The following is a 14,105-nucleotide window of genomic DNA, read 5'->3' as shown; positions in this document are numbered from 1 at the left end:
TGGTGGATGGATGCATGCCAAGGACATCCTCATCGACGCGTTCAACCGCATCCAGGAAGAAGTCCACTCAGCCGTCGAGGGACTCGAACCGGACGTGCTCAACGCCCGGCCCTCCCACGACGCCAACTCCATCAGCTGGCTGGTCTGGCACCTCACCCGCGTCCAGGACGACCACATCGCCGGCGCCTTCGGCCTTGACCAGGTCTGGCTCACGCAGGACTGGCAGAAACGCTTCGGCCTGGATCTGCCGCCCCACGACACCGGCTACGGCCACAGCTCCACCAAGGTCGGCAAGGTGCGGGTCGACTCCGGCACCCTGCTGACCGGTTACTACGACGCCGTCCACGAGCAGACCCTCGGCGCGCTGCGCGGTCTCGCCGCCGGGGATCTGGAGCGCGTGGTCGACGAGCGCTGGGACCCGCCGGTCACCCTGGGCGTACGGCTGGTCAGCGTCCTGTCCGACGATCACCAGCACGTCGGACAGGCCGCCTATGTGCGCGGGCTGCTTCAGAGCGCGGCTTCGTAGCCCGGCAGAACGACGTCCTCGATGAGGGCCCTGCGCTCGTCGAACGGGATGAACGCGCTCTTCACCGCGTTCACCGTGACCGTGCGCAGGTCCTCGGCCGTCCAGCCCGCCTGCTCCACCAGCAGCGCCATCTCACGCGTCATCGTCGTGCCGGACACCAACCGGTTGTCGGTGTTGAGGGTGACCCGGAAACCGAGGTCCTTCAGCTCGGTGATCGGGTGCTCGGCGATCGAGGTCGCCGCGCCCGTCTGGAGGTTGGAGGTCGGGCACATCTCCAGGGCGACACGGCGGTCGCGGACCCAGCCCGCGAGCCGCCCGAGCTTGCCGTCCACGATGTCGTCCGTGATCCGCACACCGTGGCCGATGCGCTGGGCGCCGCACACCTGCAGCGCCTGGTGGATGCTGGGCAGGCCGTACGCCTCGCCGGCGTGGATGGTGAACGGCACGTTCTCGCGGCGCAGATGCTCGAAGGCGTCGAGGTGGTCGGCGGCCGGGAAGCCCTCCTCCGCGCCCGCGATGTCGAAGCCGACGACGCCGGCGTCACGGAAGGCGACCGCGAGGTCGGCGGCCTCGCGCGTGCGGTCGAACATCCGCATGCCGCACAGCAGGGTGCCGACGCGGACCGGCGTGCCCGCGGCCGCCGCCTTCGCCATGCCCGCCGCAAGCCCCTCCTGGACGGTCTCGACGACCTCCGGCAGGGTGAGCCCGCCCTTCAGCATCAGCTCGGGGGCGTAGCGCACCTCGCCGTACACCACACCGTCAGCGGCCAGGTCGAGGACGTACTCCTCGGCGGTGCGCAGCAGGCCCTCGCGGGTCTGCATGACGGCGAGGGTGTGCTCGAAGGTGGCGATGTAGCGGACCAGGTCACCGGAGTTGGCGGCCTCGACGTACCAGGCGGCCAGCTCGTCCGGATCACTGGTGGGCAGTGCGTGGCCGACCGCTGCGGCGAGTTCCACCACGGTGGCGGGGCGCAGGCCGCCGTCGAGGTGGTCGTGCAGGACGGCCTTGGGGAGGCGGCGGATCAGTTCTTGGTCTACGCGCGTAGCGGTCATGGGTGGGTCTTTCGTCGAGCGGGGTGGACGGTGGGGCGGGGTGGGCTTTGGCCGACCCGGTCAGCCTGGTCCCGGTTCGGGTTCGAGTCCCGGTTCGGGCAACCCGCGAGGGGGGATCAGCCGGTGGGCTGGAGCAGGTCCCAGCGGTTGCCGTACAGGTCCCGGAAGACGGCGACCGAGCCGTACGGCTCGTGGCGCGGCTCCTCCAGGAAGGTCACGCCGGCGGCGAGCATCCGGGCGTGGTCACGGGTGAAGTCGTCGGTGTGCAGGAAGAACCCGACACGCCCGCCGGTCTGGTCGCCGACCCGGGCGCGCTGCTCGTCGCCCTTGGCCCGGGCGAGCAGCAGCGCGGTGCCCTGGTCGCCCGGCGCGACGACGACCCAGCGGGAGCCGTCGGGGCGCGGGCTGTCCTCGACGAGCCGGAAGCCGAGGGCCTCGGTGTAGAAGCCGATCGCCTCGTCGTAGTCGTCGACGACGAGGGTGACCAGGGCGACGTGTCTCATCAGGACCTTCGGCCTTCCGGGAGGAGCGATTGACGGGAGAGGTTATACGTAAAACCTTACGGGCGCCAGTCGGATCCGCGCTCGAATTGCCCAGGGCCCGCCCCGCGGCTTCGCTCGGCCGGGGGCCCGCGCGTCCTAGGTCCCGCGTACGAGCCGGAGCCGGGCTCCGGACCGACGCGCGGGGCGGCGGCGGGCCGCTAGCGTCCCCGGCGTGAAGATCGATACGCCGCCCCGCGACCCCCGCCGGCGCAGACAGGACGTCCTGCGCCGGCTGGACGAGGAAATCGACATCTGGGTGGCCTCGGCGGACGCCGACGGCCTGCCGTGTCTGGTTCCGCTCTGGTTCGTGTGGCACGACGCGTCCGCGTGGCTGGCGACCCGGACGACGAATCCGACCGGACGCAATCTGAGCGCCGGGCGCCGCGCCAGGTTGGCGCTCGGGGACACCCGCGACGTGGTGCTCATCGACGGTGACGTCGAGACCTTTGGCCTGGCGGAGGTACCGGATGCGGCGGCCGAGGCGTTTCTCGCCAAGACGGGGTGGGATCCGCGGCGTGACAGCGCGTCGTACGCCTTCTACCGGGTGCGCCCGCGGGCGGTGCAGGCCTGGCACGAGCAGCGGGAGCTGGCCAAGAGGCATCTCATGAAGGACGGCGTGTGGTTGGTGTGAGGCGGTCGGCCGGGGCGTGAGGAGGGCGACCGGGGCGTGGAGCGTCCGCCCTGGTCGTGGAGCGGCCGCCCTGGTTTTGGCGCGGTCGCCTGGTCGGGGCGCGGCGCCCGGGGCGTGGGGCGGCCGCCCGGGTTGTGGCTCGGCCACCCTGGTCGGGGCGCGGCGCCCGGGTCGCGAGGCGGCCGCCCGGGTTGCGGCCCGGCCACCCCGGTCGCGGTCCGGCCCCGGGTCGTGACACGGCCGCCCTCGTTGTGGCACGACCACCCGGGTCGTGGCGCGGCGCCCGGGTCGTGACGCGTACACCCGGTCGTAGCGCGACCGCCCCGGTCGTGACACGGCCGCCCTCGTTGTGACACGACCACCCGGGTCGGGGCGCGGCCCCCGGGGCGTGGCACGGCCGCCCCGGTCGTGGCCCGGCCACCCCGGTCGTGACGCGACCGCCGGGTCATGACGCAGCCGCCCCGATCGTGGCCCGGCCACCCTGGTCGTAGCGCGGCCCTCGGGTCGTGACACGGCGCCCGGGCCGTGGCCCAGCCACCCAGTCGCAGCGCGGTCGCCCCGGTCGTGGCCCGGCCACCCCGGTCGTAGCGCGGCCCCCGGGCCGTGACACGGCGCCCGGGCCGTGACACGGCCACCCAGTCGCAGCGCGGTCGCCCCGGTCGTGGCCCGGCCACCCCGGTCGTAGCGCGGCCCCCGGGCCGTGACACGGCGCCCGGGCCGTGACACGGCCACCCAGTCGCAGCGCGGTCGCCCCGGTCGTGGCCCGGCCACCCCGGTCGTAGCGCGGCCCCCGGGCCGTGACACGGCGCCCGGGCCGTGACACGGCCACCCAGTCGCAGCGCGGTCGCCCCGGTCGTGGCCCGGCCACCCCGGTCGTAGCGCGGCCCCCGGGCCGTGACACGGCGCCCGGGCCGTGACACGGCCACCCAGTCGCAGCGCGGTCGCCCCGGTCGTGGCCCGGCCACCCCGGTCGTAGCGCGGCCCCCGGGCCGTGACACGGCGCCCGGGCCGTGACACGGCCACCCAGTCGCAGCGCGGTCGCCCCGGTCGTGGCCCGGCCACCCCGGTCGTAGCGCGGCCCCCGGGCCGTGACACGGCGCCCGGGTCGTGACACGGCCACCCAGTCGCAGCGCGACGCCTCGGTCGTCACACGGCCACCCCATTCGCGGCCCAGCGCCCAATCGCAGCGCGACCGCCCCAGTCATGACGCGGCCACCCGGGTCGTAGCGCGACCGCCCGGTCGTGACACGGCCGCCCGCGTAGGCGTGTGTCAGCGGTTGGTGAGGACCATTCGGAAGCGGGCGCGGCCGGAGAGCATCTTCTGGTAGGCCTCGTCGGCCTGATCCAGCGGCAGGACCTCCGTCATGGGACGAATGCCGTGCAGGGCGCTGAACGCCATGGTGTCCTGCACGTCCTGGGCGGTGCCCGAGGGGTGGCCGCGGATGATCCTGGCGCTCATCAGCAGCTGGTTGGGGTTGATGCCGAGGGCCTGGGCGTCGGCCCCGATGACGACCAACTCGCCCCGGGGCGCCAGCCCGTCGAAGGTGGCGGTGATGGCGTCGGAGTTGCTGGCGGTGGCGATGACGACCCTGGCGCCGCCGAGCGACTGCAGGGCCTCCGCCACGGGGGTGTCCGCGGTGCTGTCGACGTAGTGGTGGGCGCCGAGTTGCTTGGCGAAGTCGGCCTTGTCGGCGCCGCGGGCGATGCCGACAGTCTCGTAGCCCATCGCGACCGCGTACTGCACGCCCAGGTGGCCCAGTCCGCCGAGCCCGAGCACCGCGACCAGGTCGCCCGGCCGTGCGGAGCTGCGCCGCATCCCGTTGAAGACGGTGACGCCCGCGCAGGCCATGGGTCCCGCGTCGGTCGCCGAGAGGGCGTCGGGAATGCGGGCCAGCGCGTCGACGGGCGCGATCATCGACTCGGCGAATCCGCCGTCGTAGGCCCAGCCGGGCACCTTCAGGGTGTCGCACACGATGAAGTCGCCGCGCCGGCACTGGGTGCAGTGGCCGCAGCTGCCGCCGAACCAGCCGACGGCGACCCGGTCACCGACCTGCCAGCCCATGTCCTCCGCTCCCTCGCCGAGTTCCTCGATGCGCCCGGCGTTCTCGTGTCCGGGTACGAGAGGGAAACGGACACCCGGCAGCAGGGCGTTCACGAAGGCGGCGTCGCTGTGGCAGATCCCGCAGGCCTCCACGGCGATCCGCACATGCCTCGGACCCGGCCTCGGCACTTCACGCTCGACGATCCGCAAGGGTCCGCCGACGGTGTCGACCTGGGCGACTCGGTAGGTACTCATCTGCGTCTCCCGGAGGGTGCGGAATGCTCCTGAACCAGCACACCAGGTGCGGCCGCGTCGCGCGCGCCGAGAGGTTACGACGCCGGTGCGACCCGCCCACGTATGGCTTCTACTCCTCCTCCCGCACCGGCGGAAGGACTCGCGCCCAACGCCGGCCAACCGGCCTCAGTCCGCCGCACGGCGCAATGCCTCCAGCCGTGCCACCTCCTCGACGGTCAACCACAGGACGCCGGCCGCGACGCTCACGCCGAGAGGCCACGACGCCGGTGTGCTGGGCCCACCTAAGGCTCCACCCCTCCTCCCACGCCGGCGGAACCACCCGCGCCCCACGCCCCGCGCCCGCCAGCCGCCGTCAGTCCCCCGCGCCGCGCAGTGCCGCCAGCCGGGCCGCCTCCTCCGGTCAACCGCAAAACGCCGACAGCGAGGCTCTCGCTTCAGAGGCCACGACGCCGACGCGCTGGACCCGCCTACGGTTCAACTCCACCTCCCGCACCGGCGAAAGCTCCGCACCCAACGCCCGCCAACCGGCGTCAATCCCCCACGCGGCGCAGTGCCTCCAGCCGTGCCACCTCCTCCTCGGTCAGCCGCAGAGCGCCTGCCGCGACGTTCTCGACGAGGTGGGTGGGGTTGCCGGTGCCGGGGATGGCGAGGATGTGCGGGCCCTGGTGGAGGGTCCAGGCGATGCGGATCTGGGCGGGGGTCGCGTCGTGGGCGCGGGCGATCGCGAGCACCTCTTCCTCCTGCGTGTCGGCGGCGGGCTGCGCCGCACGCGCGCCGGCGATCGCGTAGAAGGGTACGAAGGCGATGCCCTGTTCCCCGCAGATGCGCAGGATTTCGTCGGTGGCCGGGTTGCGGGCGTCCACGCCGTAGCGGTTCTCCACGGACACCACCGGCGCGATCGCCTGCGCCTCGGCGAGATGGCGGGGTTCGACGTCGGACAGACCCAGGTGCCGGATCAGGCCCGCCTCGCGCAGTTCGGCCAGCGCGCCGAAGTGCTCGGCGACGGACTCCTGGCGCATTCGGCGCAGATAGACCAGGTCGAGATGGTCCCGGCCGAGCTGGCGCAGGTTCTCCTCCACGTGCCCGCGCAGTTGGTCGGGGCGGGCCGAGGTGCCCCACTCACCGTGGTAGTCGCGGTAGGGGCCGACCTTGGTGGCGATGAGCAGGTCATCCGGGTACGGGGCCAGCGCGCTGTTGATGATCTCGTTGGCGGAGCGCAGCTGGGAGAAGTAGAAGGCTGCGGTGTCGATGTGGTTGACGCCGAGCTCGATCGCCTTGTGCAGCACGGCGATCGAGCGTCGCCGGTCGCTCGGGGTGCCGTGGTGGAAGGCGGCGGAGCCCGTCAGCCGCATCGCTCCGAAGCCGATGCGGTTGACGGTCAGGTCGGCGAGCTTGAAGGTGCCCGCGGAGTCCGCGGTGATCGTTTCGGTGGTCATCGGCGGAGTGTCGCACACGCACCGCTGTGCGCCGCGCGGACTTTACGGATACGTGTAGCTGTTCAGTTCATCGACGGCGGAGGCCGGGTCGCCGAGGTCGTAGTGGTCCACGGCCAGGAAGTTGGGCTTCTTGCGGGCGGCCGGCTGGCAGAACCGCCGGGCCCGGTCGGCCAGTTTGGTGTTGTCCGTCGACGCCGTGCCGGCTATGGCCACGTCACGGAAGTGGTTCATGACGAATAGCGGACGGAAACCGGCCTCCGTGTGCGTCAGCGGGATGTCGGTGTTCGCGTCGTACCAGCGGCTGTAGCAGGACCAGTCGGACGTGCCGATGCCCGGGCCCATGGACCAGTAGTTCTCCACGGTCCACTCGCGCTGGTACATGACCCCGAAGCTGTCCCGGGTCAGTCCCGCCGACTCGTCCGCGGAGCGGCTGTGGTCGGTGAAGATCAGGAGGCGGTGGTCTGCCGCGATCAGGTCGGCCATTTTCGGCCAGCCGCTCTGCCGCACTCCGGTTTCGTCGGGCCGGTAGAGGAGATCGGACAGGCCGTCGACACGGGCGAGTTCGGACCGCAGCACGCCCGGGTCGGTGTAGTCCTCCAGGAATACGGTGACGAACTGGTCGGGGTGCGCCTTGAGGAAGTCGACCATGCGCTGGAGGTCGACCCAGAGGGCGACCGGCCTGCTGACCAGGGTGCAGCTGTCGTGGCAGAGGATCGCGCCGTCCGGGGTCTGGTGGATGTCCAGCATGAATCCCCGTACGCCGTCGGCGAGTTGCTGGTCGATGCCGCGGGTCTGGTTCGGGACGAGATTGACGAACGGTGGGGCGAAGCCGCCGTCGACGCCATTGGCGTAGGCGTTGTGCGCGGTGAGGAACGTGACCTGGTCCAGGGTGCGTCGGTCCTGCGGGGGCATCGGGTTCGTCGCCGGGGTGACGGGGGTGAGATACCAGGTGGCGAGGGCACCCGAGGCGCCGATCGCCAGCTGGGCCGGGTAGTTGGCGCCGGAGGGCTTGTCCGCCACGGTCAGGTGGCGCTCGGTCCCGGGGGCCTTGAGGGTGTACTGATCGGCGCCGGTGGGCGTGATGTCCCAGGTCGCGTCGGGTCCGGCGCAGGCGACGGTGCGGGCCTGGTCGCCCGAGCGGCCGAGGCAGCTGCCGGCCGTGTCGGTGCTCTCGAGGACGTACGAGGAGCCGCTCGTGGCGAGGCGCCACTGCTGGTGGTCCTCGTCGCCCTTGTGTCTGTGCTGCTCGACGGCGCCCGCGTTGTCGGCCGCGTCGAGTCCGGTCGTGGCGCTCTGCAGGTAGTAGGTGCCGGGTGCCGGGACCGCCGTGGTGGCGTCGGCCGGAAGCGGGACGACCGCGGCGGCGAGCGCCGCGGTCGTCGCGAGCAGGACGTGGGGGGTGCGCATGGTGATGCCCTTCCGATGGCCGTCGGAATAAACAGGTGCATGACACCATGACGCAGAAAGCGGCGTCAGCAGTAGAGGTTGTCGCCCGGGGAGACACCCAGGACCTGGGTGAAGCGCTGGTAGGCGTCGACGCGGCTCTGCACCTGCGCGGGGTTCTTGCCGTCGCACTCCAGCGAGCCGTTGATGGAGCGGATGGTCTGCCCGAAGCCCGCGCCGTTGACCATGGCGTTGTGCGGGGTCATGGTGCCGGGTCCGGACTGGGTGTCCCAGTACCACAGGCCCGTCTTCCAGGCCACGGACGCGTTCTGCTCCACCTGGTACGGGTTGTTGAGCAGGTCGATGCCCAACGCGTCGCCCGCCGCCTTGTAGTTGAAGTTCCACGACAGCTGGATCGGGCCGCGCCCGTAGTAGGCGGCCTGTCCGGCCGGACAGCCGTAGGGCTGGCTCGCGTCGCAGTAGTGCGGGTAGTTGGAGGTGTTCTGCTCCACGACGTAGACCAACCCGCCGGTCTCGTGGCTGACGTTGGCGAGGAAGGCCGCGGCCTCCTGCTTCTTCACTGTGTCACTGCCGGTGTTGGCGAAGGCCGGGTAGGCGCTCAGCGCGTCCGTCAGTCCGCTGTACGTGTAGAAGGAATTCCTGTTCGGGAACATCTGGTTGAACTGCGACTCGCTCACGACGAAGCCGGCGGCCGAGGCCGAGGGGGCCGGCTGGAGCGCCACGACGGCGCCACCGAGGGCGAGCGAGGACAGGATTGCGGCGATACGGCGCCTCAAAACAGACCAACTCCTCTACGGAGCACGGCCGCACCCGGCAAGGGGTACGGCCGTGGTGGGGGGTGTGGAGCACACTCAACCGCCTTGGTCTGTACCAGTCAAGGGTGTAGACCAGTCAATCACTGTTCCCGATCCGAAATGTGCACAGAGGCGCCCGTCGTGCCGTGCACGACGGGCGCCCCACAATGACAAGTACCGCTCGGTGCAGCCCTGTTGCCCTGTTTTGTGTCAGCCGGCGTCCTCGGAGGCCGTGTAGGCGGCCGTGGTGCGGTCCGCCGCCTCGCGCGCCACCCCCTCGTCCTCGCCGCCCGCGACGTTGGCCGCGTACCAGGCCTCACTGCTGTCCGTCACGAAGCGGCGCCCCTCGTCCGAGACCATCCAGGCCATGAACTTCTTCGGGTCGACGACCGCACCACCGCTGCCGAGGTGCAGGGACAGACCCCGCACCATCAGGTCCCAGCCGACCCCGACCGCACCCGGGCCGAACTCCGCCCACTTGGTGTCGTCGACATGGGCGATGTGGTCCAGCTCGAAGCGGGTGCCGCCCTCCTCGGGTGTCAGCCGGAGTTCGATCCAGCTGGTCTCCCCGCCGTACTCCCAGGTCGCGGAGAAGCTCTTGGGCGGATCGCAGCGCTCGACCACACCACCGGCGTTGCCCTCCAGCTGATAGCGGCCGCCCAGCCGCAGCTCCCCCGACACCGGCAGCAGCCAGCGCGGGATGCGCTCGGCGTTCGTGCAGGCGTCCCACACGTCGTCGAGTGGCGCGTCGTAGGACCTGCTCACGGTCACCACGCGCGCCTCACCCGCCTTGAAGGTGCGCCTGCCGACCTGTCGGCGTACGTCGTTGATGTCGTGGGTCACGTCGGTCATGAGGTACTCCTCGGGGTTTCGTCTCCGCCACCGAGGCGGCGCGCACGCCTGCCGCGGGCCAGTTCGGTGGCCAGTGCGTCCAGATGCGGGGTCCAGAAACGGCGGAAGCGGTCGAGCCAGGCGTCTATGTCCCGCAGCGGCTCCGCGTTGACCGCGTACAGCCGCCGGGTCCCTTGCGGGCGCACGGTCGCGAACCCGTTCTCCCGCAGCACTTTCAGATGCTGCGACACCGCGGGCTGGGAGATCCCGAACTCCTCTCCTATGACCTCGCAGACCGCGCCGGAGGTCATCTCCCCGTCGGCCAGTAGCTCCAGAATCCGCCGGCGCACGGGATCGCCGAGCACATCGAAGGCGTGCATGCGGCAAACGTATCAGCTGCCGCTTATATAAGCGACAGCCGATACGCCATCGGAGGCCGGCTCAGCGCAGCGGCTTCTCCAGCACCGCCTTGCGGTGGCTGAACGTCTCGATCGAGTAGCGGCCGTGGTAGTTGCCCATGCCGCTCTCCCCCACCCCGCCGAACGGCAGGTCGGAGACGGTGAGATGGGCGAGCGGCAGGCCGTTGCCGATGCCGCCCGAGGAGGTCTCGGCGGCGATCCGCTCGCGCGTCCCGTCCGACTCGGAGAATACGTACAGGGCCAGCGGCTTGTCCCGGTCGTTGATGAAGCCGATCGCCGCGTCCAGGTCGGGCACGGTCACGACGGGCAGGACGGGGCCGAAGATCTCCTCCCGCATCACCGGCGCCGCGGGATCGACGTCCACCAGCACGGTCGGTGCGATGTACTTCGTCGTACGGTCGCTGTCACCGCCGACGACGACGCGGCCCGAGTCGAGCAGGCCCACGAGCCGGTCGAAGTGGCGTTCGTTGACGATCCGGCCGTACTCGTCACCGGTCGCAGGGTCGGTGCCGTAGACGGCCTCGACGGCGCGGGCGAGTTTCGGTTCGAGGGCGGCAGCCGTCTCCGGGTCGGTCAGGACGTAGTCGGGGGCGACACAGGTCTGGCCCGCGTTGAGGAACTTGCCGCGCACCAGCCGGTCGGCGACGACGTCGAGGTCGGTGCCGCGGTCGACGAACGCCGGGGACTTGCCGCCGAGTTCGAGGGTGACCGGGGTGAGGTGCTCGGCTGCGGCGCGCATGACGACGCGGCCGACGGTGCCGTTGCCGGTGTAGAAGATGTGGTCGAACCGCTCGGCCAGCAGGGCCGTGGTCTCCGGGACGCCGCCCTCGACGACAGCGACCGCGTCGGTGTCGAGGTGGGCGGGCAGCAGGCGGGCGAGCACAGCCGAGGTGGCGGGCGCCATCTCGCTGGGCTTGACGACCACCGCGTTGCCCGCCGCGAGCGCGCCGACCAGCGGGGTGAGCAGGAGCTGGGCGGGGTAGTTCCAGGGCGCGATGACGAGGACGACACCGAGCGGGTCGTACTGCGTCCAGGCGCGCGCGTCCGCGCCGAGGTGGGCCGGGACCGGGGCGGGCTCGGGGCGCAGCCACTCGGTGAGGTGGTCCAGCGTGTGGTCGATCTCGCGGATCGTGAAGCCGATCTCGGTGCGCTGAGCCTCGGCGGTGCTCTTGCCCAGGTCGGCGTGGAGGGCGGCGGCCAGCTCCGGGCCGCTGTCCGTGAGCATCTCGCGCAGCCGGTGCAGCTGCGCGGTGCGCCACTCGACGGGCTTGGTGCGACCGGTGCGGAAGGTGGCGCGCAGCCGGGCCACGACGTCGGCGGGCTGCTCGGGGGCGGGGTGGTTCACGGTGCCTCACGGGGGGATGCGGAACGGTCGGAACTGCCCGAACGGTCAGAAGGGTCGGAACGGCTCCGACTGTCGGGTGTATATACCAACCTTTCATGTACCCAAATAAATTCCGGCCTCACCCACGGACCCGTTGGACCAGTTCCCGCCTTCGTCGGTCCAGATAGCCGCGTTCGGCGGCACTGTCGCTGCGCGCGATGGCCTGTTCGTACGCCTGCACCGCCTCGGTGCCGCGGCCCAGGCGGCGCAGCAGGTCGGCGCGGACCGCGTGGAAGACGTGGTACGCGTCGAGGTCCAGGGCGTCGACGAGGGCCAGGGCCTGACGCGGGCCCTCGGTCTCGGCCACCGCGACCGCCCGGTTCAGGGCCACGACCGGACTCGGCGCGACGGTCATGAGCTGGTCGTACAGCCGCAGGATCTGGCCCCAGTCGGTGGCGTCCGCGGTGGCCGCGTCGCTGTGCACCGCCTGGATGGCGGCCTGGATCTGATACGGCCCGGGCCGTCCACGGCGCAGACAGCGGCGCACCAGCGCCTGCCCCTCGGCGATCAGCTCGCCGTCCCAGCGGGCCCGGTCCTGTTCGGGCAGCGGTACGAACTCGCCGCCACTGCCCCGGCGCGCTTCCCCGCGCGCGTCGACGAGCAGCATCAGCGCGAGCAGGCCGACGGCCTCGGGTTCGTCCGGCATCAGAGCGGCCAGCAGCCGCCCGAGCCGTACGGCCTCCGCGGTCAGCTCGGACGTGCCGTCGTAGCCCTGGTTGAAGATCAGGTAGATGACGGCCAGGACGCCCTTGATCCGGTCCGGGAGGTCGGCGTCACGGGGTACGCGGTACGGGATCCGGGCGTCGCGGATCTTGGCCTTGGCGCGCACGATGCGCTGGGCCATGGTCGGCTCGGGCACCAGGAACGCGCGGGCGATCTGCGGGGTGGTGAGCCCGCCCAGCAGGCGCAGGGTCAGCGCGACCTGGGCCTGGGGGGCGAGGGCGGGGTGGCAGCAGGTGAAGATCAGCCGGAGCCGTTCGTCGCGCACGGGACCCTCCTCGGGCGGTGCGTCGGCGGTGTGCAGCAGGAGGGCCTCGGCTTGCCGCTCGTCGCGCTTCGCCTCCCGGCGCAGCCGGTCGATCGCACGGTTGCGTGCGGTGGTGATGATCCAGCCGGCCGGGCTCGGCGGGACGCCCGTGTGCGGCCACTTCTGCAGTGCCGTGATGAAGGCGTCCTGCACCGCTTCCTCCGCGAGGTCGATGTCGCCGAGGAAGCGGACGAGGACCGAGACCGCGCGTCCGTACTCGGCACGGAACGCGGCCTCGACCTCGGAGGCGTCCGGCATCAGGGCTGGTCCATGAAGGGCCGCACCTCGATGGGCAGGGTGGTGGCCCGCACGGCCTTCCTGCCCCATTCGAGGGCCGCGTCCAGATCGGGGGCCTCGATCAGGCTGAGCCCGCCGAGATACTCCTTGCCCTCGGCGTACGGCCCGTCGGTGATCAGCACGTCGTCTCCCGAGGGGCGCAGCATGGTGGCGGTGTCGGGGCCGTGCAGACCGCCGGCGAAGACCCAGGCCCCGGCATCGCGCAGCTCCTGGTTGAACGCCTCCACGTTGCGCATGATCTCGCCGAGCTGCTCCGGCGTCGGCGGCTGTCCGTCGGCGGGTGTGACCACGCTGAGCAGGTAGTGCGTCATGACGTCCTCCTCGTTGTCCCCGTTGTCTCGTTCTCTCACCTCCTACACGAACGGCGCACCCCCGGATCGACACGGCACACGAAGAGATCGGGAGAATCTTTTCCATGGCCCCCGCATCGCACCCTCTCGTTCTTGCCGCCCGGTCCCTCGCCGAGGACGTCCTCGCTCCGGACGCGGCGCGGGTCGACCGGGAGGGCGTGCCGGTGAGCCATGTCGAGGCCGTCCGGCGGTCGGGGCTGCTGGGGGTGGCGGCGCCCGAGGAGTACGGCGGAGCGGGAGCGCCCGACGCGGTGGCGCGGGAGGTCGCAGAGATCCTGGCCGGGGCCTGCTGCTCGACCTGGTTCGTGCAGACCCAGCACCACACGCCGGTGAAACTGCTCGCGCGGGCCGAACTCCCGGTGCGCGAGCGGCTGTTGCGTCCGCTGGCGACCGGTGAGCTGATGGCCGGGATCGCGTACGCGCATGTGCGCGCCTTTCCCCGGGTGCCGGTGCGGGCGCGTGCCGAGCGGGGCGGCTGGCGCTTCGACGGGACGGTGCCCTGGTACACGGGCTGGGGGCTCAACGACGTGATGCTGCTGGCCGGTGTGACGGAGGCGGACGAGGTGGTGTTCGCCTTCGCCGAGGCCCGCGAGCAGCCGGGGCTGCGCCCCTCGCCGCCGATGCGGCTGGCGGCGCTGACCGCGGCCCGTACGGTGTCGCTGGAGCTGGACGGCCTGTGGCTGCCCGACGAGTCGGTAGTGCTGCGCACCCCGCAGGCCGAGTTCGCCGTCGTCGACCGGCCCCGCAACACCAACGCCTCCCCCGCCGTCTTCGGGGTCGCCGAGGCCGCGCTCCGCGTGCTCGACGAAGCCGGGGAGACCGAGACCGCCCACGCCCTGCGCGACCGTCTCGACGAGGTGCGGCGGGGGGCGTACGAGCTGGCCGAGCACCCCGTGCCGCACGAGCGCATCGAGGAACGGGTGGCGCTCAAGACCCGGGCCTACGACGTCATGCGCGCGGCCACGACCGCGGCGGTCGTGGCCGGGGGTGGCCGTGCCCTGCAGCTCGACGGCACCGCCCAGCGCCTGGCCCGCGAGGGGATGTTCCTCCTGGTGCAGGGGCAGACGGCCGAGGTGCGCCGGGCCCATCTCGCCGCACTCGCCCGGATCTGATGCG

Annotated in this window: 14 protein-coding genes; 3 read left to right on the top strand and 11 right to left on the bottom strand. The window is 71.9% G+C overall.

Going from position 1 to position 14,105, the window contains the following annotated elements; genetic code table 11:
- Positions 1-10: 10 nt before the first annotated feature.
- Positions 11-526 (top strand): mycothiol transferase, encoded by a 516-nt coding sequence (locus tag JYK17_RS05475; protein WP_108012826.1) that lies wholly within the window; start codon positions 11-13, stop codon positions 524-526.
- Here JYK17_RS05475 and JYK17_RS05470 read toward each other — a convergent pair.
- Together JYK17_RS05470 and JYK17_RS05465 are read right to left on the bottom strand one after the other, a co-directional pair.
- A complete protein-coding gene (locus JYK17_RS05470; protein WP_128804055.1) occupies positions 508-1,578 on the bottom strand; it encodes an adenosine deaminase in 1,071 nt (356 codons plus the stop codon). The two genes, JYK17_RS05475 and JYK17_RS05470, sit on opposite strands and share 19 nt — an antisense overlap.
- A 116-nt stretch (positions 1,579-1,694) precedes the next feature.
- Positions 1,695-2,081 (bottom strand): VOC family protein, encoded by a 387-nt coding sequence (locus tag JYK17_RS05465; protein WP_108012824.1) that lies wholly within the window; start codon positions 2,079-2,081, stop codon positions 1,695-1,697.
- A 211-nt stretch (positions 2,082-2,292) separates the two neighbouring features.
- On the opposite strand from JYK17_RS05465, the gene JYK17_RS05460 reads away from it, so the two are divergent.
- The gene (locus tag JYK17_RS05460; RefSeq protein WP_222809886.1) at positions 2,293-2,751 is read left to right on the top strand and encodes a pyridoxamine 5'-phosphate oxidase family protein; all 459 of its coding nucleotides are present in this window, start codon (positions 2,293-2,295) and stop codon (positions 2,749-2,751) included.
- A 1,270-nt stretch (positions 2,752-4,021) separates the two neighbouring features.
- Here the strand turns inward: JYK17_RS05460 and JYK17_RS05455 are convergent.
- The 9 genes from JYK17_RS05455 to JYK17_RS05415 all read right to left on the bottom strand — a co-directional run bounded on the left by JYK17_RS05455 (position 4,022) and on the right by JYK17_RS05415 (position 12,950).
- Entirely contained in the window at positions 4,022-5,047 is a 1,026-nt protein-coding gene (locus JYK17_RS05455; RefSeq protein ID WP_108012823.1) for an alcohol dehydrogenase, read from the bottom strand.
- A gap of 530 nt (positions 5,048-5,577) precedes the next feature.
- Complete coding sequence (locus tag JYK17_RS05450) at positions 5,578-6,483, bottom strand: aldo/keto reductase (RefSeq protein WP_164932325.1); 906 nt, start codon at positions 6,481-6,483, stop codon at positions 5,578-5,580.
- 42 nt (positions 6,484-6,525) lie between these two features.
- Entirely contained in the window at positions 6,526-7,890 is a 1,365-nt protein-coding gene (locus JYK17_RS05445) for a phosphoinositide-specific phospholipase C-related protein (protein WP_222809885.1), read from the bottom strand.
- Positions 7,891-7,955: 65 nt separating this feature from the next.
- A complete protein-coding gene (locus JYK17_RS05440) occupies positions 7,956-8,663 on the bottom strand; it encodes a chitinase (protein WP_128804052.1) in 708 nt (235 codons plus the stop codon).
- Positions 8,664-8,891: 228 nt separating this feature from the next.
- On the bottom strand, positions 8,892-9,533 hold the full coding sequence (locus JYK17_RS05435; protein ID WP_222809884.1) for an SRPBCC family protein: 642 nt from the start codon (positions 9,531-9,533) through the stop codon (positions 8,892-8,894).
- On the bottom strand, positions 9,530-9,892 hold the full coding sequence (locus tag JYK17_RS05430) for an ArsR/SmtB family transcription factor (protein ID WP_128804051.1): 363 nt from the start codon (positions 9,890-9,892) through the stop codon (positions 9,530-9,532). The genes JYK17_RS05435 and JYK17_RS05430 overlap by 4 nt, the downstream gene beginning before the upstream one ends.
- A gap of 61 nt (positions 9,893-9,953) precedes the next feature.
- Complete coding sequence (locus JYK17_RS05425) at positions 9,954-11,276, bottom strand: aldehyde dehydrogenase family protein (protein WP_222809883.1); 1,323 nt, start codon at positions 11,274-11,276, stop codon at positions 9,954-9,956.
- Between the two features lie 118 nt (positions 11,277-11,394).
- A complete protein-coding gene (locus JYK17_RS05420) occupies positions 11,395-12,600 on the bottom strand; it encodes an RNA polymerase sigma factor (protein WP_128804049.1) in 1,206 nt (401 codons plus the stop codon).
- Positions 12,600-12,950, bottom strand: a complete 351-nt coding sequence (locus JYK17_RS05415) for a YciI family protein (protein ID WP_128804048.1) — start codon at positions 12,948-12,950, stop codon at positions 12,600-12,602. Before JYK17_RS05415 ends, JYK17_RS05420 begins: the two co-directional genes overlap by 1 nt.
- A gap of 104 nt (positions 12,951-13,054) precedes the next feature.
- On the opposite strand from JYK17_RS05415, the gene JYK17_RS05410 reads away from it, so the two are divergent.
- Positions 13,055-14,101, top strand: coding sequence for an acyl-CoA dehydrogenase family protein (locus JYK17_RS05410; protein WP_128804047.1), 1,047 nt, complete (start codon positions 13,055-13,057; stop codon positions 14,099-14,101).
- Positions 14,102-14,105 lie beyond the last annotated feature (4 nt).

Source organism: Streptomyces plumbidurans (genome assembly GCF_019857225.1).
Taxonomy (GTDB): domain Bacteria; phylum Actinomycetota; class Actinomycetes; order Streptomycetales; family Streptomycetaceae; genus Streptomyces; species Streptomyces plumbidurans.
This window is presented reverse-complemented; position numbering and strand designations above follow the sequence as displayed.